18 protein-coding genes are annotated in these 20192 nt (G+C 59.4%); 16 read left to right on the plus strand and 2 right to left on the minus strand.

All coding sequences use genetic code 11. The features are described from left to right. Nucleotides 1-358: 358 nt before the first annotated feature. Nucleotides 359-1579 (minus strand): CaiB/BaiF CoA transferase family protein, encoded by a 1221-nt coding sequence (locus tag K7431_RS22375; protein WP_012721555.1) that lies wholly within the window; start codon nt 1577-1579, stop codon nt 359-361. Nucleotides 1580-1591: 12 nt separating this feature from the next. After that, the gene (locus K7431_RS22380) at nt 1592-2773 is read right to left on the minus strand and encodes an acyl-CoA dehydrogenase (protein WP_003170842.1); all 1182 of its coding nucleotides are present in this window, start codon (nt 2771-2773) and stop codon (nt 1592-1594) included. Between the two features lie 158 nt (nt 2774-2931). Here K7431_RS22380 and K7431_RS22385 point away from each other — a divergent pair, with 158 nt between their 5' ends. The 16 genes from K7431_RS22385 (at nt 2932) to K7431_RS22460 (ending at nt 20146) form a co-directional block, all read left to right on the plus strand. Further along, nucleotides 2932-3831, plus strand: a complete 900-nt coding sequence (locus K7431_RS22385; RefSeq protein WP_012721554.1) for a LysR family transcriptional regulator — start codon at nt 2932-2934, stop codon at nt 3829-3831. A gap of 452 nt (nt 3832-4283) precedes the next feature. Continuing rightward, the gene (locus K7431_RS22390) at nt 4284-5405 is read left to right on the plus strand and encodes a Re/Si-specific NAD(P)(+) transhydrogenase subunit alpha (RefSeq protein WP_012721553.1); all 1122 of its coding nucleotides are present in this window, start codon (nt 4284-4286) and stop codon (nt 5403-5405) included. Nucleotides 5406-5420: 15 nt separating this feature from the next. Then, the gene (locus tag K7431_RS22395; RefSeq protein ID WP_003220416.1) at nt 5421-5741 is read left to right on the plus strand and encodes an NAD(P) transhydrogenase subunit alpha; all 321 of its coding nucleotides are present in this window, start codon (nt 5421-5423) and stop codon (nt 5739-5741) included. After that, complete coding sequence (locus K7431_RS22400) at nt 5741-7177, plus strand: NAD(P)(+) transhydrogenase (Re/Si-specific) subunit beta (RefSeq protein ID WP_012721552.1); 1437 nt, start codon at nt 5741-5743, stop codon at nt 7175-7177. The genes K7431_RS22395 and K7431_RS22400 overlap by 1 nt, the downstream gene beginning before the upstream one ends. A gap of 179 nt (nt 7178-7356) precedes the next feature. After that, the gene (locus tag K7431_RS22405; RefSeq protein ID WP_012721551.1) at nt 7357-8850 is read left to right on the plus strand and encodes an acetyl-CoA hydrolase/transferase family protein; all 1494 of its coding nucleotides are present in this window, start codon (nt 7357-7359) and stop codon (nt 8848-8850) included. Nucleotides 8851-9168: 318 nt separating this feature from the next. Then, entirely contained in the window at nt 9169-9384 is a 216-nt protein-coding gene (locus tag K7431_RS22410; RefSeq protein ID WP_012721550.1) for a DUF1127 domain-containing protein, read from the plus strand. 263 nt (nt 9385-9647) lie between these two features. Then, nucleotides 9648-9833: a DUF1127 domain-containing protein gene (locus tag K7431_RS22415; RefSeq protein WP_012721549.1), complete on the plus strand. Its 186-nt coding sequence runs from the start codon at nt 9648-9650 to the stop codon at nt 9831-9833. A 136-nt stretch (nt 9834-9969) separates the two neighbouring features. After that, nucleotides 9970-10290 (plus strand): DUF2388 domain-containing protein, encoded by a 321-nt coding sequence (locus tag K7431_RS22420; RefSeq protein WP_012721548.1) that lies wholly within the window; start codon nt 9970-9972, stop codon nt 10288-10290. Nucleotides 10291-10393: 103 nt separating this feature from the next. Beyond that, complete coding sequence (locus K7431_RS22425; protein WP_012721547.1) at nt 10394-10702, plus strand: DUF2388 domain-containing protein; 309 nt, start codon at nt 10394-10396, stop codon at nt 10700-10702. Nucleotides 10703-10740: 38 nt separating this feature from the next. Further along, on the plus strand, nt 10741-11061 hold the full coding sequence (locus K7431_RS22430) for a DUF2388 domain-containing protein (protein ID WP_012721546.1): 321 nt from the start codon (nt 10741-10743) through the stop codon (nt 11059-11061). After that, entirely contained in the window at nt 11058-13019 is a 1962-nt protein-coding gene (locus K7431_RS22435) for a DUF7844 domain-containing protein (RefSeq protein WP_012721545.1), read from the plus strand. The genes K7431_RS22430 and K7431_RS22435 overlap by 4 nt, the downstream gene beginning before the upstream one ends. Before the next feature lie 377 nt (nt 13020-13396). Beyond that, complete coding sequence (locus K7431_RS22440) at nt 13397-14704, plus strand: CitMHS family transporter (RefSeq protein WP_003170826.1); 1308 nt, start codon at nt 13397-13399, stop codon at nt 14702-14704. Nucleotides 14705-14772: 68 nt separating this feature from the next. Then, nucleotides 14773-15540, plus strand: coding sequence for a TerC family protein (locus K7431_RS22445; protein WP_012721544.1), 768 nt, complete (start codon nt 14773-14775; stop codon nt 15538-15540). Between the two features lie 403 nt (nt 15541-15943). Then, nucleotides 15944-17602 carry a Na/Pi cotransporter family protein gene (locus K7431_RS22450; RefSeq protein WP_012721543.1) on the plus strand — a complete coding sequence of 553 codons (1659 nt, stop codon included), beginning with the start codon at nt 15944-15946 and terminating at the stop codon, nt 17600-17602. A gap of 57 nt (nt 17603-17659) precedes the next feature. Then, nucleotides 17660-19042, plus strand: a complete 1383-nt coding sequence (locus tag K7431_RS22455) for a M16 family metallopeptidase (RefSeq protein WP_012721542.1) — start codon at nt 17660-17662, stop codon at nt 19040-19042. A 72-nt stretch (nt 19043-19114) separates the two neighbouring features. Continuing rightward, nucleotides 19115-20146, plus strand: coding sequence for a DUF5924 family protein (locus K7431_RS22460; protein WP_012721541.1), 1032 nt, complete (start codon nt 19115-19117; stop codon nt 20144-20146). The last annotated feature ends 46 nt before the right edge of the window (nt 20147-20192 follow it).

The raw sequence follows: 20192 nt of genomic DNA on the forward strand, positions 1-20192 counted from the left end.
CACTTGCGCTTCCGATCTCTCGTTAGCGGGAGGCGAATTCTACAGCGTTACACGCTGCTGTCAACACCTCTTTTTCTCCGCTTTCGACCGAGAGGATCGAAACGTTAATAGAGCCAAACAACACTGCCCTACCAACTCCTTCTGGGCTTCGATGAACTGAAGCAACTCGCTGTCGAATCCTGCATAACTCTTTGTTTACCAAGGAGTTTTCCGTTTCGACTGCGCCGGAAGTGGGGCGAATTATAGACTTCCAGAATCTGCCGTCAACCCTTAATTCTGCTTTTCTATCAATTAGTTAGCATTGATTAAAAAACCACCAACAAAAAGCCGCCAATACCCTCTATATAGAAGGAAGCAGTCAAATAACCCCCGCCGCCTTTAAAGCGACTACATTCGCCATGCCCAACCCCAGTACTTCCTGAAGCACCTCGGCCGTATGCTCACCCAGCAGAGGAGGCGCGCTCCGGTACTCCACAGGCGTCTTCGACAACCGTATTGGGCTGGCAACCTGTGGCACCATCCCTGCCAACGCATGAGGCAACGCCATCGCCAAGCCGCGCGCCTTGACCTGCGGATCATCAAACACCTGGGCCAGGTCATTGATCGGCCCACAAGGCACACCCACCCGCTCCAACTGCGATACCCACTCAGCCGTCGTCTTGAACACCGTAGCCTGGCGAATCAACGGAATCAGCTCCGCCCGATTGGCCACCCGCACCTTATTAGTAGAGAAGCGCGGATCATCCGCCCACTGTGGCCGCCCGGCCACTTCAGCAAACTTACGAAACTGCCCGTCATTACCCACCGTCAGGATGAAATCACCGTCGGCCGTGGGAAAGTCCTGATAAGGCACGATGTTCGGGTGAGCATTCCCCAGGCGCTTGGGCGAGGCACCTGTCGTCAGATAATTCATCGCTTGGTTCGCCAGGCATGCCACCTGCACATCCAGTAGCGCCATATCGATGTGCTGCCCACCACCGTCATGATCCCGATGAGCCAGTGCCGCCAAGATGGCCACGGTCGAGTAGAGCCCCGTCAGGATGTCAGTCAGCGCGACGCCCACTTTCACCGGCCCAGCCCCCTCATCACCCTCGGGGCGGCCAGTCAGGCTCATAAGCCCGCCGAGCCCCTGGATCATGAAGTCATAACCCGCACGCGTAGCATATGGCCCCGTCTGACCAAAGCCAGTGATCGAGCAGTAGATCAACTCCGGGTTGATCTCCTTGAGCGATTCATAGTCCAGCCCATACGCAGCAAGACCACCCACCTTGAAGTTCTCGATCAGGATGTCTGACTTGGCCGCCAGCTCACGGACCAGCGCCTGCCCCTCCGGCCGCGTGAAATCGATCGTCACAGACTGCTTATTGCGATTGGCCGACAGGTAATAAGCCGCCTCACTGGTGTTCTCACCATAAGCATCCTTAAGGAATGGCGGCCCCCAGGCGCGTGTGTCATCACCACTGCCCGGCCGCTCAACCTTGATCACCTCAGCCCCAAGGTCCGCGAGGATCTGCCCGGACCAGGGGCCCGCCAGTACTCGCGATAAATCCAGTACCCGCAGATGCGAAAGCGCGCCCATGCCGTGCTCCTATTAATAGAACGCCTGAAGACCGGTTTGCGCACGCCCCAGAATCAGCGCATGCACGTCATGAGTACCTTCATAGGTATTCACCACCTCCAGGTTGACCAGATGACGTGCCACCCCGAACTCGTCGGAAATACCGTTGCCACCCAGCATGTCACGCGCCATGCGTGCGATATCCAGGGACTTGCCACACGAGTTGCGCTTCATGATCGACGTGATTTCAACCGCCGCCGTACCTTCGTCCTTCATCCGCCCCAAACGCAGGCAACCTTGCAGGGCCAGGGTGATCTCAGTCTGCATATCGGCCAGCTTCTTCTGGATCAACTGGGTCGCCGCCAATGGGCGGCCGAATTGATGGCGATCAAGCGTGTATTGGCGGGCGGTATGCCAGCAAAACTCGGCGGCCCCCAACGCCCCCCAGGAGATGCCATAGCGTGCCGAGTTAAGGCAGGTGAAGGGCCCCTTCAAACCGCGCACATCCGGAAAGATGTTCTCTTCCGGAACAAACACGTTATCCATGACGATTTCACCGGTGATGGAGGCGCGCAGCCCGACCTTGCCATGAATCGCCGGAGCGCTCAGGCCCTTCCAGCCTTTCTCCAGGACAAACCCACGAATATCGCCAGCATCGTCCTTACCCCAGACCACAAACACATCCGCGATCGGGCTATTGGTGATCCACATCTTCGCGCCCGTCAGGCTATAACCCCCCTCGACCTTGCGAGCACGAGTGATCATCGCACCCGGATCGGAGCCATGATTGGGCTCAGTCAAGCCGAAACAACCAATCCATTCGCCAGAAGCCAGCTTCGGCAGGTACTTCTGTTTCTGTGCCTCAGTGCCGAACTCGTTGATCGGCACCATGACCAGTGACGACTGCACACTCATCATCGAGCGATAGCCGGAGTCGACACGCTCCACTTCGCGCGCGATCAACCCATAGCTGACGTAATTCAAGCCGCTGCCACCGTACTGCTCAGGGATCATCGCACCGAGCAAACCGGTCTCGCCCATCTCGCGAAAAATAGCAGGGTCGGTCTTTTCATGGCGAAAGGCTTCGAGCACACGCGGGGCCAACTTGTCCTGGGCGAACTGCTCAGCACTGTCGCGCACCATGCGCTCTTCTTCGGTGAGCTGTTGATCGAGCAGCAGTGGATCGATCCAGTTGAAGCTTGCCTTGCCAGCCATGAATAAGTCCTCGCGGAAAGAATCGGAAGTCGTGGAAGCAGCCTAGGCCCGACACGCGCAGAGGGCAAACGAGGTTTCCGCATAGGGTTGTGCTAATTTCTCACTTCGAAGTAGCCGAGAAAGGCGCATATGCGCTTTAGTAAGTGAGGACACGGTATATGCGCAGAAAAATCCCCAGCACCACCGCTCTTGTCAGTTTTGAAGCGGCAGCCCGCCACGAGAGCTTTACCAAGGCGGCGCAGGAGCTTTTGATCACGCAAGGTGCCATCTGTCGACAGATCGCCAGCCTCGAAGAGTTTTTAAGTGTCGAGCTGTTTCGCCGCTCACGGCGTGGGGTAAAGCTTACAGAAGCGGGGCTGTCCTACAGTCGTCGCGTGGCCACGCAATTGGATGCGGTGGAACGCGATACGCTTTCCGTCATGGGTCAGCAGGGCGCTAACACCATCGAACTGGCCGTTGTCCCGACATTCGGTACTCAATGGCTGATTCCTCGCCTCAAGGACTTCCAACGCCAGCACCCCGAAGTCACCGTTAACCTCACGAACCGAACACGACCCTTCCTGTTTGCCGACACTGAATTCGACGCCGCGATCTACTTCGGCGATGCCGACTGGTCCGGCACAGAATCCCACCGACTGATGGGGGAAAACCCTGTCCCAGTGTGCAGCCCTCGGCTATTGGGTAGCCGCACGCGGTTCAGTCCCCAGGAGATCGCAGAACTGCCGCTTCTGCAGCAGACCACACGCCCCTACGCGTGGCGCCAATGGTTCAACGCCCAACAACTGAACATACCCCGCGACATGACAGGCCCCCGATACGAGCTATTCTCGATGTTGTCCCAGGCCGCCATGCACGATATGGGGATCGCGCTGATTCCACCGTTCCTCATCCAGCGCGAGCTTGAGGAGGGACAATTGCTGATCGCCAGCCCAGAGGCGCTGAGCAGCTCAAAGGCTTATTACTTGATGATTCCGGACAAAAAGGTCGAATCTGCCTCATTGCACGCCTTCAGGGATTGGCTTATCGACCAGTCCCAGCGCTACAGCCCCAGCATTTAAAGGCCACAACCATGTTACTGACTTTGTAGTCAGTAAATTTTCAATCCTACAGATATACGTATATGTCGCATTTCAGCAGACTGTATCTGTCAGTCCAAGAAAAGGCTCAAAGCCATGATCTACTTGGCTTATAGCGACTGTCACAAGCCAATAGCCGACTATTCACATCGGCGATGGCAAAAGAGTGCAAAACTGCCTGCAGCCCTTTAAGCCCATGTATTTGAAGAGGTTATTTCAGGGTATTGCGACAATCAGTCACAGGGTGACTTGTAGTTAATTTTTCGTCACCCGTCATAATCCCTTGAAGGCCGTAAAGTTCGCCTGCAAAATGCCGCGCCCCGCTGTCATTTCAGCGGGATCGTGCTGATCGGCCGCCCCAGTTGCGCCACTCGCGGTGCACTGGCCTTTTTACAAAAAGATCAAAAGCAAAAAGATCATGCAGGAGATTTGACGTGCACATTGGTGTTCCTCTCGAAACCCAGACCGGTGAAACGCGGGTGGCTGCCACCCCGGAAACCATCAAGAAGCTGATCGGCCAGGGCCATAAGGTCACTGTACAAAGCGGGGCAGGCCTAAAGGCCAGCGTCGTGGACAATGCCTATGAAGCGGCAGGCGCAACCATTGGCAGTGCCAACGATGCGTTTGGCGCCGAGCTGATTCTCAAGGTGGTGGCCCCCAGTGACAGCGAGCTGGCGCTGATCAAAAGCGGCACCGTGTTGGTGGGCATGCTCAATCCGTTCAGCAATGAAACCATTGCCAAGCTCGCCGAACGCGGCATCACGGCCTTTGCCCTTGAAGCAGCGCCACGCACCTCACGGGCACAGAGCCTCGACGTGCTGTCATCCCAGGCCAACATCGCCGGCTATAAAGCCGTGTTGCTGGCTGCGCATCATTACCCGCGCTTCATGCCGATGCTGATGACGGCCGCAGGCACCGTGAAAGCCGCGCGCGTACTGATCCTCGGCGCCGGTGTCGCAGGCCTGCAAGCCATTGCCACAGCGAAGCGCCTGGGTGCAGTGATCGAAGCGTCTGACGTGCGCCCGGCCGTTAAAGAGCAGATCGAATCCCTGGGTGCCAAATTCGTTGACGTGCCTTACGAAACCGATGAAGAACGCGAATGCGCCGTCGGGGTCGGTGGCTATGCACGCCCAATGCCGACCAGCTGGATGCAGCGCCAGGCCCTGGCCGTGCACGAGCGCGCCAAGCAGGCCGACATCGTCATTACCACCGCCCTGATCCCCGGCCGAAAAGCGCCGACCCTGCTCAGCGCCGAAACCGTCGCACAGATGAAGCCTGGCTCAGTGGTCATCGACCTCGCCGCCGCCCAAGGTGGCAACTGCCCGCTGACCGTCGCCGACCAGGTGGTGGTGGAAAATGGCGTGATCATCTGCGGCCCGACCAACTTGGCCGGTGCCGTCGCTGCCGACGCGTCAGCTTTGTATGCGCGCAACCTGCTGGACTTCCTGAAGCTGGTCTTCACCAAGGAAGGGCAGTTTGAAATCAACCTCGAAGACGACATCGTCGCTGCGTGCCTGATGTGCCGCGACGGCCAAGTCATCCGCAAAAACGCCTAAGCAGGGATTCAGACGATGGAAGAGCTTATCTCCCCCGGTATCTACAACCTGATCATCTTTGTGCTGGCGATTTATGTCGGTTACCACGTGGTCTGGAACGTAACGCCCGCACTGCACACGCCATTGATGGCGGTGACCAACGCCATTTCCGCGATCGTGATCGTCGGCGCCATGCTCGCCGCAGCCCTCACCGTCACACCACTGGGCAAGACCATGGGCACGCTGGCCGTGGCACTGGCAGCAGTGAACGTATTCGGTGGCTTCCTGGTCACCCGCCGCATGCTTGAGATGTTCAAGAAGAAAGCCCCGAAAGCAAAAGAAGAGGCGCCGAAGTAATGAGCATGAATCTGGTAACGACGCTCTATCTGATCGCGTCGATCTGCTTCATCCAGGCCCTCAAAGGCCTGTCACATCCGACCACGTCGCGGCGCGGCAACCTGTTCGGGATGCTCGGCATGGCGCTGGCGGTACTTACCACGGTGGGCCTCATCTATAAGCTGGGCGCTGAGCTCGCCACCGCCGGCATCGGCTATGTGATCGTCGGCCTGCTGATCGGCGGCACCGCCGGTTCGATCATGGCCAAGCGCGTAGAAATGACCAAGATGCCGGAGCTGGTGGCGTTCATGCACAGCATGATCGGTCTCGCCGCCGTGTTTATTGCGATTGCCGCGGTGGTCGAGCCGCAATCCCTGGGCATCGTCAAACACCTGGGCGACTCGATTCCAGCCGGTAATCGCCTGGAGCTGTTTCTCGGCGCGGCCATCGGCGCAATTACGTTCTCCGGCTCGGTGATCGCGTTCGGCAAACTGTCGGGCAAGTACAAGTTCCGTCTGTTCCAAGGCGCACCGGTACAGTTCGGCGGCCAGCACAAGCTGAACCTGGTGCTCGGCCTCGCAACACTTGGCCTCGGTCTGGCGTTCATGTTCACCGGCAACCTCACTGCCTTTGCCCTGATGCTGGCCTTGGCCTTCGTGCTTGGCGTGCTGATCATCATCCCGATCGGCGGCGCGGACATGCCGGTGGTGGTGTCGATGCTCAACAGCTACTCCGGCTGGGCAGCGGCGGGCATCGGCTTCTCGCTGAACAACTCGATGTTGATCATCGCCGGCTCCCTGGTGGGCTCCAGCGGCGCAATCCTCTCGTACATTATGTGCAAGGCGATGAACCGCTCCTTCTTTAACGTACTGCTCGGCGGTTTCGGCAATGCGCCGGATGCCGGCGCGGCGGCGGGCTCGAAAGAAGCGCGCCCGGTGAAATCCGGTTCGGCCGACGACGCGACCTTCCTGCTGACCAACGCCGACACCGTGATCATTGTGCCGGGCTACGGCCTGGCAGTGGCGCGAGCGCAACACGCACTCAAGGAACTGACCGAGAAGCTGACCCATCGCGGCGTCACCGTGAAATACGCGATTCACCCAGTGGCGGGCCGTATGCCTGGGCACATGAACGTACTGCTCGCCGAGGCGGAGGTGCCTTACGACCAAGTGTTCGAGATGGAAGACATCAACTCCGAGTTCGGCCAGGCCGATGTGGTGCTGGTGCTTGGCGCGAACGACGTGGTCAACCCGGCCGCCAAAAACGACCCGAACTCGCCGATTGCCGGCATGCCGATCCTCGAGGCGTTCAAGGCCAAAACCATCATCGTCAATAAGCGCTCGATGGCCAGCGGTTATGCCGGTTTGGATAACGAGCTGTTCTATCTGGACAAGACCATGATGGTCTTCGGAGATGCCAAGAAGGTCATTGAAGACATGGTCAAAGCCGTCGAGTAACACTGCTTCAGCGCAATACTCGAAACCCCGGCCTCTTGTAGGCTGGGGTTTTTTATTACTCCATGAAACCCGACCAAAGGCTCTAAATCGCTACCTGGCATTCGACCATGGTAGCGGGCCGATTTTTTTTGAAATCACTAAACTGCGCACCTTGCTTCCGTAGCCCGAGATAAGAATCCATGTACCGTGATCGCATCCGCTTGCCTTCGTTGTTGAACAAGGTCATGAGCGCGGCAGACGCCGCCGCACTGATCGAAGACGGCATGACCGTCGGCATGAGCGGCTTCACCCGTGCCGGTGAAGCCAAGGCCGTCCCCCACGCCTTGGCCGAGCGCGCCAAGACTTCTCCGCTGAAAATCACCCTGATGACCGGCGCCAGCCTGGGCAATGACCTGGATAAGCAATTGACCGAAGCCGGCGTGCTGTCCCGACGCATGCCGTTTCAGGTCGACAGTACCTTGCGCAAAGCGATCAACGCCGGCGAAGTGATGTTTATCGACCAGCACTTGTCGGAAACCGTCGAGCAATTGCGTAACAACCAACTCAAGCTGCCGGACATTGCAGTGATTGAAGCGGTCGCAATCACGGAACAGGGGCATATTGTGCCCACCACGTCTGTGGGTAACTCGGCCAGCTTCGCGATTTTCGCCAAGCAGGTGATTGTCGAGATCAACATGGCGCACAACCCGAACCTGGAAGGGCTGCACGACATCTATATCCCGACCTACCGGCCGACGCGCACGCCGATCCCATTGGTGAAAGTCGATGATCGCATTGGCAGCACCGCCATCCCGATCCCACCGGAAAAAATCGTCGCCATCGTGATCACCAACCAGGCTGACTCGGCCTCTACCGTGACGCCGCCCGACAGCGACACACAAGGCATCGCCAATCACCTGATCAACTTCCTCAAGCAGGAAGTCGATGCGGGACGCATGACCAACAAGCTCGGCCCGCTGCAGGCAGGGATAGGTAACATCGCCAACGCAGTGATGTGCGGATTGATCGACTCGCCGTTCGAAGACCTCACCATGTATTCGGAAGTGTTGCAGGACTCGACCTTCGACCTGATCGATGCAGGCAAATTGAGCTTCGCGTCGGGCAGCTCGATCACGTTGTCAGAGCGGCGCAATGCCGATGTGTTCGGCAACCTGGAACACTACAAAGACAAGCTGGTACTGCGCCCGCAGGAAATCTCCAATCACCCTGAGGTGGTGCGTCGGTTGGGCATCATCGGTATCAACACCGCACTGGAGTTCGACATCTACGGCAACGTCAACTCCACCCACATCTGCGGCACGCGCATGATGAACGGCATTGGCGGCTCCGGGGATTTTGCGCGCAACGCACACTTGGCGATCTTCGTGACCAAGTCGATTGCCAAGGGCGGGGCAATTTCCAGCGTAGTGCCGATGGTCAGTCATGTGGACCACACCGAGCATGACGTCGACATCCTGGTGACCGAAGTCGGGCTGGCTGACCTGCGTGGCCTGGCGCCACGGGAACGAGCGCGGGTGATCATCGACAACTGTGTACACCCGGCGTACCGCGATGCGCTGAACAGTTACTTCGATGCTGCCTGTGCCATCGGCGGGCATACCCCGCACATCCTGCGCGAAGCACTGAGCTGGCACATTAACCTGGAAGAAACCGGGCACATGCTCAAGGCCTGATTGATACAGATCCGAGCTGATGCAAATACAGTTTCATCAGCTCGGCCTTGTCGCTGCCACTTCTTGAAAAAACTGTACTGCTGTACCGGTCATTTCCTACCGAAATATCCCACAACCCTCATCGAAAATGGCTATTTCGCACTACTTAAGTGCAGACAGGTACAGTTGCCCTATTTTCGTACAGTACAGCGCCTATAAACAGTTAACTGGCCCCTCACAATACAGGTGAACTGTATCTAGAGAGTCTTGCGCCGGGAGAGGATCATTGGCATCAGTTAAACCACTACCTAATCCCGCCACAAGCGGAAGGATGTCATCATGGAACGTACACTCAGTTCCGAACTGTTCTTTGAAGAAAAAGCTGTAAACACCCAGGCTTCCCTGCCTCTGCGCGTTATCGCCAACCTGATGTTGTGGCAGCGCCGCATCTCCAGCCGCCACCAACTGGCTCGTCTGGATTCGCGTCTGCTGGCTGACGCAGGCATCAGCGAAGCTCAACGCTACGAAGAGCTGAGCAAGCCGTTCTGGCGCTGATTTAGCGCTCGCTGGCCCTGACCTGACGGGTCCACTGCCAGCAACCTGATTTGTCAAAACAGAGCCCGCCCCGGGAAACCGGAGGCGGGCTTTGTTGTTTCCGGGTTTGGGGTTTTGAGCGTAAAAACAGAAGCCTTTCTCAATGACAGGTACAGTTAATAAAGCAAAACAGTTAAGCAGTACAATTTAACTCTGGTGTATCTGTATCGGTGACCCCGCCCCATCCAACATGGTGATCCAAGACCTCATGAAAGGTACTCGCCATGGATACGACTTCCCCTCTTTATAAGCGGCTGCCACGCCAGGTGGCCTTTGCCTTCGTTAGATGGGCACGCCTGGCTTATGAACGGCGTCAACTGTCACAGCTTGATGCTCGGGAACTGTCAGACCTGGGCATCAGCCATGGCGACCGAATGGCCGAGCTGTCCAAGCCGTTCTGGCGTGACTAGGCAGTCAAGAAGCTTCCCGAACGGATAAGCGGCGGCTTAATATCCAGCCACCACGTGGCGAACCGCGTTGTACAGGCGTCTGATCCCCAATGGCTGCCCTGCGCCACCTTATCCGTTCATCTACAGGAGTCTTCCCATGTCCCGTCTTCGCTTGCTGAGTGCTGCTGCCCTATTGGCCCTGACTGCCAACGCCAGCGCGACCAGCTTCATCGTGACCACCGACTCCATCGTCGGCGCGCTCAAGGCCACCTCCGACGCCAGCTCCGATGCCACTTCTTCGCTGCGCGACAACAAAGTCGTGCGCGCCGCTCGTGACGACGCCGCCAGCTTTGTCGCCAGCGAAGGTGCCATTCGTGGTGTGAAACTGGAGAGCGCCCTGGCACAGATCCGCCAACAAGCGCCGCAATTGAATACCGCGACTGACGCGCAACTGGCCCAAGCGATCCTGGCTATCTGATTCGGAGCACAAAGGGAGCGTCTGCCGCTCCCTGATACCGATGCACTGGCTCTCGCCTGGGCATTGCGCTAGCCTTGGCGCTCGCTTTCAGTTGTCGAGTCCCATGGCTTTTTCATACCGCCTTTTAATAGTCCCTGTGGTGTTTTTCTGCGGCTGGTCGCCATTGGCTTCGGCCTTTGACCTCACCACCCAGAGCACGGTCGTGAGCGCGTATGCCACCAGCAAGGTGACCTCCGCACCCTTCGACAAAAAAGTGATAATGGCCGCTCAGGATGACGCTGCCGCGTTTATCGCCACTGACGGCGAATGGCGGGGCGCACGGCTGGAGTCAGCGCTGGATTATCTGCGCCGCAGCCAACCAAAACTTAACGCCAGCGACCTTGAACTGGCGCAAGCAATTCTCGTCCAATAATCATCTTTGCATTCCATCTTTGTATTCGGAGTAATTCCATGCGTAGCCCGCTGATCGCCGCCACCCTTGGCCTGCTGTTGTTGGCCGACGTTGCCCAGGCGCATACCCTGGTGGCCACCAGTAACATCATTGTTCGCGCCTCAGGCCGCACCATTGATTTCACTTCGGACACCACCACCTCCATCCGCGACTCCAAAGTGGTGCGCGAAGCCCACGATGACGCCGCCAGTTTCGTCGCTACCAACGGCGAGATCCGTGGCGCGCACTTGGAAGCGGCCTTCGACACCCTGCGCACACGCCTGCCGGAAGCCCGCGACGCCAGTGACCAGACCCTCGCAGAAGCTATCCTCGCACTGTGAGGCGAATTGCCGCCTGGCTCCTGGCCGGGACTGTGCTGCTGTGTGCCAGCGCAGCCCAGGCCAGCTTGCAACTGCGGCTCAAGACCGAGGGTCTGAGTCCGGCTGAACAGCAGGCCAGCCAGGCGTTGCTCGACGAAGCCATGCGCTCGTTACCGCCGCGCTTTATCGAGCAGTTGGACCGGCGCATCGATGTCGGCTGGACCGACAAAATGCCCGAGAATGCCTACGGGCAAGCCTCCCTCGTGTCCGAGCTGGACCTCAACCGTAACCTGCTCGCCAGCCTGACCGACGGCAGCGCCGCCACGCAGAAAACCAATCGCCCCCACGGCACCGTGCGTCGCGAAATGCTCGCCACGGTGCTGCACGAACTGACCCACATCTATGACCGTGCGCGCCTGTGGTCCAAAGAGGACCGCGCGCTGATCAATCGTTGCAGCCGCCAAAACAACCTCACCGGCCTGATCGGCCTGCCTGATCAATGCCGTGGCCAGAATGGCCGTCGCTTTACCCTCAGTGACGACCCGCGCCTGCTGGACCTTGCCGGCTGGCCGCAATACGTCGGCCGTCGCGGCGAGCGTGAGCAGCACAACCATCAGGTCGCCCGCAGCCCGGACATCTACGAAACCACCAGCCCGCTGGAATTCGTCGCGGTCAACATGGAGTACTTCCTCCTCGACCCCAGCTACGCCTGCCGGCGCCCGGCATTGTTCCGCTATTACCAGGAACACTTCGGCTGGGCCCCGCCGGAACAAGACACCTGCGCCAGCACCTACGCCTTCCTGAACGCCGGTAACGATTTCGCCAAGACGCCGCTGGGTCATGTGGACCCGGAGCGCGTCTACGAAATCGACTACCTGCTGGCCGAAGCTAACCAGAACCTGGTCAGCCGCTGGGGCCACAGCATGCTACGCCTGGTGATCTGTGCGCCGGGGCGTCCACGCGGGCCGGATTGTCGGCTCGACCTGGACCAGCATCTGGTGTTGTCCTACCGCGCGTTCGTCGGTGACGTACAGCTATCGAGCTGGGATGGCCTGGTCGGCAAGTACCCATCGCGGTTGTTTGTACTGCCACTGGCGCAAGTGATCGACGAATACACCAAGACCGAATTGCGCGGCCTGGCTTCCGTACCGTTGAAGTTGACCCGCCAGGAAATCAACGACACCGTCGAGCACGCCGCCGAGATGCATTGGAGCTACGACGGCAACTACTTCTTCATCTCCAACAACTGCGCGGTGGAGAGCCTGAAACTGCTACGCAGCGGCAGCGCCAACCCGCAACTGACCGGCCTGGACAACATCACTCCCAACGGTCTGCTCGAAGTCCTGAACGCCCGCGGCCTGGCCGACACCAGTGTGCTGGATGACAAACGCCGGGCACTGCGCCTGGGTTATCACTTCGACTCCTTCCGCGAACGCTACCAGGCCATGTTCGATGTGCTGCGCAAACGCCTGCCGATCAAACAGACCCAGGTTGAAGACTGGCTGTCCCTCAGTGCAGAGGAGCGCCGCCAGTGGTTCGGCCAGGCCGATCTGCGCACCAGCGCCGCGCTGCTACTGCTTGAGCAGGCAAGCTTTCGCAAGCAGTTGATGCTGGCCCAGGACGAAGTCAAACAACGCTACCTCGGTGCCCGCGAGCTGAAAAACGGTGGCATGGAGAAAGCCAACGCCACGCTGCAGCAGATCCTCGCCAACAGCGGCTTCCTCAGTCGCCCGGCGGAGCTGCTGGGCAGCGGTGGTTATGGCCTGCCGCAACCTTCGGAAGCAAAGCGTCTTGAATCGGAAAGCGCCGAGCGCCAGAAGCAGCTGCAATCCCTGACCGGCGAATTGGATAAAGAGGTGAGGGCGCTGCTGGATCCTTCCCGTTCCGCCGAAATTGCCGCCTGCGAAGCCAACCTCAAACTGGTGGGCGAGCATTTGCGGACGTTGCACAAAGCAGCGGGCGGTCTGGAACTGCCCTAAAAACCTCAAGCCAAACACAGACAAATGTGGGAGGGGGCTTGCCCCCGATTGCAGCGTGCCAGTCACTGCATGCACAGGCTGACACACCGCTATCGGGGCAAGCCCCCTCCCACATTTTGATCTACATAAAGCCAGAGACTGCGTGCATTCCCTTCGTCACCTGTTTTTCCGGCGAAAGCTGGCTGAAAGCTTACCCGTCTAGGATCGCCTCCACTGCCGGCAACAGACCGGCTGTTAACAACAACAATGGTGATTCCCGATGTCCGTCCGTACCCGCCTGTTCGCCCCAACTCCACCCGTACGCCTCGTGCCTTTAGTTCTGCGCTGACCCCACCCGGTTCGCCATTCCCTAGCCGCGCTACGCCTGGAGTATTCCTATGCTGACTTTCCTTGGCTTTGCCATGGTCATCACGTTCATGTTCCTGATCATGACCAAGCGCCTGTCCGCGCTGATCGCCCTGATCATCGTGCCGATCCTGTTTGCGCTGTTCGGCGGTTTCGCCCCGAAGATCGGCCCGATGATGCTCGAAGGCATCACCAAGCTCGCGCCGACCGGCGTGATGCTGATGTTCGCCATTCTCTACTTTGCCCTGATGATCGACTCCGGCCTGTTCGACCCGGCCGTGCGCAAGATCCTAAAGATGGTCAAGGGCGACCCGCTGAAGGTCTCCGTCGGTACCGCCGTGCTGGCCCTGGTCGTGTCCCTCGACGGTGATGGCGCTACCACTTACATGATCTGCGTGGCCGCGATGCTGCCGCTGTACCAGCGCATCGGCATGAGCCCGCGGATCATGGCAGGCTTGATCATCCTCGCCGGTGGCGTGATGAACATGACCCCTTGGGGCGGCCCGACCGCCCGTGCCGCCAGTGCGCTGCATGTGGACCCATCGGATATTTTCGTACCGATGATCCCGGCGATGGCCGCCGGCGTGGTGGCGATCCTGGTGATTGCCTACATGTACGGCAAACGCGAACGTGCGCGCCTGGGTGAACTGCACCTGCAAGGCGATGAGATCGACCACAGTGAAATCAGCGTGTCGCAATACCCCGACGCTCGTCGTCCCAAGCTGATCTGGTTCAACGGCGCACTGACCCTGGCCCTGATGTGCACCCTGATCGCCGGTCTGTTGCCGTTGCCGGTGCTGTTCATGGTGGCATTCAGTATCGCGATGATCGTCAACTACCCCTGCCTGCAACAGCAGAAAGACCGCGTCGCCGCCCACGCCGGCAGCGTACTGGCGGTGGTGGGTCTGATCTTCGCCGCGGGTATCTTCACCGGCATCCTGTCCGGTACCGGCATGGTCGACGCCATGTCCAAGAGCCTGCTGGCGGTCATCCCGGAGGCCATGGGCCCTTACCTGGCCGTGATCACCGCACTGGTGAGCATGCCGTTTACCTTCTTCATGTCCAACGACGCGTTCTACTATGGCGTTCTGCCAGTGCTCGCCGAAGCCGCCAGCCACTACGGCATCACCGCCGTGGAAATGGCCCGCGCCTCCATCGTTGGCCAGCCTGTGCACTTGCTCAGCCCGCTGGTACCGTCGACCTACCTGCTGGTAGCCCTGGCCGGTATCGAATTTGGCGATCACCAGCGCTTCACCCTGAAGTGGGCAGTACTGGTGTGCCTGTGCATAATGTTCGCCGCATTGCTGATGGGGATTTTTCCGCTGTTCAGCACTCTATAATCGTACCGACTCACTCACCGCGCGGCGCTGCAGCTTGCGCGGTTTAACACTTGCTCAAAGGAATACACATGGAATGGCTGACCAATCCGGAAATCTGGATTGCCTTCTTCACCCTGACGGCCCTCGAGATCGTCCTGGGCATCGATAACATCATCATGATTTCGATCCTGGTCAGCCGCATGCCCAAGCATATGCAGGCGCGCACCCGGATCTTCGGCCTGGCCCTGGCCATGGTCACGCGCATCATGTTGCTGCTGTCGATCACCTGGGTGATGCAACTGACCGCCGACCTGTTCGTGGTCTTCGGCCAAGGCATTTCCGGCCGCGACCTGATCCTGTTCTTCGGTGGTCTGTTCCTGCTGTGGAAAAGCTCCCAGGAGATGTACCACGCACTGGAAGGTGAAGACGAAACCCACGACGAGCCAGGCGGCAAGGGTGGTAAGTTCATCTACACCATCATCCAGATCGCGATCATCGACATCGTGTTCTCCCTGGACTCGGTGATCACCGCTGTTGGCATGGTCTCCCACGTGCCGGTCATGGTCGCGGCGATTGTTGTTGCGGTACTGGTGATGATGCTGGCCGCAGGCACCATCAGCGAATTCATCGACAAGCACCCGTCGCTGAAGATGCTGGCCCTGTCGTTCCTGCTGGTGGTGGGTACTGTACTGATCGCCGAATCCTTCGATGTGCACGTGCCAAAAGGCTACGTTTACTTCGCCATGGCGTTCTCGCTGGCGGTGGAAGCGGTGAACATCAAGATGCGTACGGCCATCGCGAAAAAGCGCAAACAGCAGGATCCGGTGAAACTGCGCAAAGACATTCCGGGTCAATAAAGCTGACCCGCTGCTGAAAGGGGCTTTCGCGCCTAATGCCAGTCAGTTAAGACGTAGAAAGGGTACAAAATAACCTGTGGCGAGGGAGCTTGCTCCCGTTGGGCCGCGAAGCGGCCCCAGCTCTTTGTTTCAAAAGACTGGGACTGCTGCGCAGTCCAACGGGAGCAAGCTCCCTCGCCACAGGTACAGTGTTTGCCCTTAACTGACTGGCATTAGCTTTCGAGCCCCTTTTTCGCATCTGCAAAAAGCTGATTTCATGACAGTTTTGTTTCAATCCCCACTTTAGCTATGCGATGCTGGCGCAGAGCCCATTCGCCAACTACAGCTTAAGTAAAAGACGTAGAGCGGCACGCGGTAACTTTCCTTCGCTCATTTTAGAGCGCACCTACACGGGGGGCCGAGCATGCTGACCCTGCTCAATCTGCTTTCCGCCGTGACCCTGCTTATCTGGGGCACGCACATCGTCCGTACCGGCATCCTGCGGGTCTACGGTTCCAACTTGCGCCAAGTCATCGGGCAGAACATGTCCAAGCGCTGGCTGGCGTTTATCGCCGGTATCCTGGTGACCGCCATGGTGCAGAGCAGCAACGCCACGGCAATGCTGGTGACCTCCTTTGTCGGCCAGGGCCTGATGGGGCTGATGCCCGCCTTGGCGACCATGCTCGGTGCCGACGTCGGCACCGCGCTGATGGCGCGGGTGCTGACGTTTGACTTGTCATGGCTGTCACCGCTGCTGATCTTTCTCGGGGTGATTTTCTTTCTGTCGCGCAAACAAACGCGGGCAGGGCAGTTGGGCAGGGTCGGCATCGGCCTCGGGTTGATCATCCTCGCCCTGCAATTGATCGTCGAAGCCGCCGGCCCCATCACCCACGCCCAAGGTGTGAAAGTGCTGTTCGCTTCGTTGACCGGCGACATTTTGCTCGACGCCCTGGTCGGCGCTTTGTTCGCGATGATTTCCTACTCCAGCCTGGCCGCCGTTCTGCTGACCGCCACCCTCGCCGGCGCCGGCGTGATCGGCTTGCACGTGGCGATCGGCCTGGTGATCGGCGCCAACATCGGCAGCGGCGTCCTGGCTTTCCTCAGCACGAGCATGCAAAACGCCGCCGGACGCCAAGTGGCGCTGGGCAGCGTGCTGTACAAGTTGATCGGCTTGCTGCTGATCATCCCGGTACTTGACCCGCTGGTGCTGTGGATGGACGGCTTGGACTACAGCGCCCAAGGCATGGTCATCACCTTCCACCTGCTCTATAACGTCAGCCGCTGCCTGATCCTGTTGCCGACCATCGGCCCGATGGCCCGGCTATGTGCCTGGTTGCTGCCCGAGCGCGAAGAAACCAATGGCAAGGCCAAACCCCGCCACCTTGACTTGGCCGCCCTGGCCACACCGAGCCTGGCGCTGGCCAACGCCGCCCGTGAAACCCTGCGCCTGGGCGACCTGATCGACAATATGCTCACCGCCATGCAGGAAGTCCTGCGTGGCAAACAGACCGCCATCACCCAGGAAATGCGCAGCCTCAGCGATGACGTCGAGTCGCTCTACAGCGCGATCAAACTCTACCTGGCGCAGATGCCCCGCGAAGACCTCAGCGAGCACGACAGCCGCCGCTGGGCGGAAATCATCGAGCTTTCCATCAACCTGAAACTGGCCGGCGACCTGATCGAACGCATGCTGCGCAAAGTCCAGCAGCAAAAAACCTCACAGCGTCGCCAGTTCTCCGAAGTCGGCCTGGAAGAACTCACTGGCCTGCACAGCCAACTGATCGCCAATCTGCGCCTCGGCCTGTCGGTGTTCCTCAGCGCCGACCCGGAAAGCGCCCGCCAATTGCTGCGCGAAAAACGCCGTTTCCGCGCCCAGGAACGCCGCCTGGCCCACGCCCACGTCAGCCGGTTACAGCGCAAAATCGTGCAAAGCCTGGAGACCAGCTCCCTGCACCTGGAACTGATTGCCGACATGAAACGACTGAACTCGTTGTTTTGCAGCAGTGCCTATGTAGTCTTGGAAACGTCTGACACCGGCGCGCTCTCTGCCGAAGATATTGCCGACATCACACATTCGCCCTGAACGTACTATGGCCCGTGAAGTCAGTTAACACTGACCTCACTCGCCAGGAAGCTTGTTATGCGTCGCCTGTTGTTCGCTTGTCTGCTCATGGGTTCTGCCCACGTCTTCGCCTTTGACCGCCTGCAAGTCGAGGGCTACACCTTGCCCAACGGCCTGCAACTGTTGCTCAAACCGGGCACCGAGCGCGGGCATGTGGCGATCCGCCTGGTGGTGGGCGTGGGCCTGGATGACTTCAGCTGCGAAGACAAGGAATTGCCGCACCTGCTGGAACACTTGCTGTTCAGCGGCATCGACGGCGGCGGCGAAGGTGAGCTGGAAGACCGCATGCAAGCGCTGGGCGGCGAGTGGAACGCCTACACCAGCAACGCCGACACCACCTTTGTGATCGAGGCGCCCGCACAAAACCAGCGCAAAGTGCTGGACCTGCTGCTGGCGATCATCACCCGCACCGAACTGACCGACGCCAATATCAACGCCGCCAAGCAGGTCGTCGAACGTGAAGACGGCGGCCACTACTCACACCTGCAACGCCTGTTGGACCGCCAGGACCTGGGCCACACCGCCAGCAACCAATTGGCGGTCGAACTGGGACTCAAATGCGCCGAGCGCGCCGAGGTCGACCACCTGACCCGCGACCAGTTGGAGCACCTGCGCAAACACTGGTACGCGCCCAACAACATGACCTTGATCATCGTCGGCGACCTCGACAAGCTGCTGCCGGCCTATCTGGAGCGCACCTTCGGGCAACTCGACCCGGTTGACCCCACTGAACACCCAGCGCTGCCGGAGATCCAGCACGCCGCCGCCAGCCATCGCGAACTGATCCACGGCTGGGTCGGCGACAGCGCCAAGCTGCACTGGCTGTTCCCCGAGCCGGTGCTGGACGACCAGCATGATGAGACCTACGACCTGCTCAAGGATTACCTCGATTGGGCGCTGTACCGCCAACTGCGCCTCAAGCACGGTTTGTCCTACGGCCCCTGGAGCGAACGTGAAGTCCTCGGCGGCGTCGGCTTCCTCAGCCTGAATGCCGACCTTGAGCGCGAAAACCTCCCCGAAGCAGAGCAGGTTCTCCAGGACCTCAAGGCCCAACTGCTCAAGGATGGCCTCGATCCGGCGGTATTCGCTCGCTTGCAACAAGCCGCCATCGCGCGCCAGGCCTGGGCAGTGCAGGGCAACAGCGCGTTGGCCGACTACTACTGGAGCGCTTCCGGTGACTACAACAACGGCCACTTCAGCGACCCGGTCAAGCGCATCAAGGCGGTAAGCCTGGACCAGACCAACCAGGCCATGCGCCAAGTGTTCCAGCAGCCCGGCTACTGGCGTATCGAGAAACCGCTGCTCAGCTATGACGGCCTGAGTTGGATCGGTGTCGGCGTGCTCGGCTTGATCACCTTTGTGTTGATCGGCGTGCGGGTTTATCGCAAACGGTTTGCGTAATGAGGCACCGGACAACGGGCTAAGACGTTATTCTGTCTGGGATTTTCTCCTACAAAGACTGCGAACCGCCGAATGCAAAACCTGACCCGCTTGATCACCCGCATCCTCGAACTGATGAAGCGCTACCCCGGGGTGATAGCACTGGGCGGTTTTGTCTCGGGTGTGGGCAGCTTCATTCTGGTGGATCGCCAGCAGGGCATGGCCAGTTGGATCGCCGTGATCATGCTGGTGAGCTGGCTGTGGCTGATGCTGGAAAACAGCTTTACCCAGCTGTTCACCAAAGTCTTCAAGCGCGAAATCCCCGAGCCGCTGCTGCGCTATGCGACCCAGATGATTCACCAGGAAAGCCTGTTCTTTGTGCTGCCGTTCTTTTTCATCACCACCGCCTGGAACAGCGGCCAGTCGGTGTTCACCGGCCTGCTCGGCGCCGCAGCGCTGGTATCGATAATCGACCCGCTGTACTACAAATGGCTGGCGCCCAAACGCTCGCTGTTCCTCGCACTGCACACCTTCACGCTGTTCGCGGCGCTGCTCACCGCACTGCCGATCATCCTGCACCTGACCACGGCTGAGAGTTACAAGCTGGCCCTCGGCGTCGCCATGGCACTGTCGATCCCGAGCCTGGCGGTAAGCCTGCCGCTGCGCAGCCTCAAAGGCTGGGCGATGCTACTGGGGGTCACCGCTGCGATTGGCTGCGCCGGTTGGTTCCTGCGCAGCTGGGTGCCGCCAGCCACGCTGTGGATGACCGAAGTGGCCATCAGCACCCAACTGCAAGACCGCACGCCGGGCGACGACCTCAAGGAAGTCACCGCCGCTCAACTGCGCAGCGGCGGGCTCTACGCCTACACCGCGATCAACGCCCCGCGTGGGCTGGATGAGCGGATTTACCACGTGTGGAAATTCAATGGCAAAGAGGTTGACCGCATCGCCCTGGATATCCACGGCGGGCGCAAAGAGGGCTATCGCGCCTGGACCCACAAGCAGAACTTCCCCGCCGACGCCGTGGGTCGCTGGCAGGTACAGGTGCTGACCGAAGACGGGCAGGTGATCGGCGTGCTGCGTTTCAAAGTGACGGACTCAGCACAAACGGACAACCCAAAGTAGGCAGGATCGTGCTATTACGTAGGAATTGTGGATAGCCAACAAGCTC

This window comes from Pseudomonas fluorescens group sp. (assembly GCF_020093335.1).
Classification (GTDB): Bacteria; Pseudomonadota; Gammaproteobacteria; order Pseudomonadales; family Pseudomonadaceae; genus Aquipseudomonas; species Aquipseudomonas petroselini.

Coding starts and splice junctions, on each gene's coding strand:
- K7431_RS22375 (WP_012721555.1), bottom strand. CDS start 1,579: ATGGGCGCGCTTTCGCATCTGCGGGTACTGGATTTATCGCGAGTACTG.
- K7431_RS22380 (WP_003170842.1), bottom strand. CDS start 2,773: ATGGCTGGCAAGGCAAGCTTCAACTGGATCGATCCACTGCTGCTCGAT.
- K7431_RS22385 (WP_012721554.1), top strand. CDS start 2,932: ATGCGCAGAAAAATCCCCAGCACCACCGCTCTTGTCAGTTTTGAAGCG.
- K7431_RS22395 (WP_003220416.1), top strand. CDS start 5,421: ATGGAAGAGCTTATCTCCCCCGGTATCTACAACCTGATCATCTTTGTG.
- K7431_RS22400 (WP_012721552.1), top strand. CDS start 5,741: ATGAGCATGAATCTGGTAACGACGCTCTATCTGATCGCGTCGATCTGC.
- K7431_RS22405 (WP_012721551.1), top strand. CDS start 7,357: ATGTACCGTGATCGCATCCGCTTGCCTTCGTTGTTGAACAAGGTCATG.
- K7431_RS22410 (WP_012721550.1), top strand. CDS start 9,169: ATGGAACGTACACTCAGTTCCGAACTGTTCTTTGAAGAAAAAGCTGTA.
- K7431_RS22415 (WP_012721549.1), top strand. CDS start 9,648: ATGGATACGACTTCCCCTCTTTATAAGCGGCTGCCACGCCAGGTGGCC.
- K7431_RS22420 (WP_012721548.1), top strand. CDS start 9,970: ATGTCCCGTCTTCGCTTGCTGAGTGCTGCTGCCCTATTGGCCCTGACT.
- K7431_RS22425 (WP_012721547.1), top strand. CDS start 10,394: ATGGCTTTTTCATACCGCCTTTTAATAGTCCCTGTGGTGTTTTTCTGC.
- K7431_RS22430 (WP_012721546.1), top strand. CDS start 10,741: ATGCGTAGCCCGCTGATCGCCGCCACCCTTGGCCTGCTGTTGTTGGCC.
- K7431_RS22440 (WP_003170826.1), top strand. CDS start 13,397: ATGCTGACTTTCCTTGGCTTTGCCATGGTCATCACGTTCATGTTCCTG.
- K7431_RS22445 (WP_012721544.1), top strand. CDS start 14,773: ATGGAATGGCTGACCAATCCGGAAATCTGGATTGCCTTCTTCACCCTG.
- K7431_RS22450 (WP_012721543.1), top strand. CDS start 15,944: ATGCTGACCCTGCTCAATCTGCTTTCCGCCGTGACCCTGCTTATCTGG.
- K7431_RS22455 (WP_012721542.1), top strand. CDS start 17,660: ATGCGTCGCCTGTTGTTCGCTTGTCTGCTCATGGGTTCTGCCCACGTC.
- K7431_RS22460 (WP_012721541.1), top strand. CDS start 19,115: ATGCAAAACCTGACCCGCTTGATCACCCGCATCCTCGAACTGATGAAG.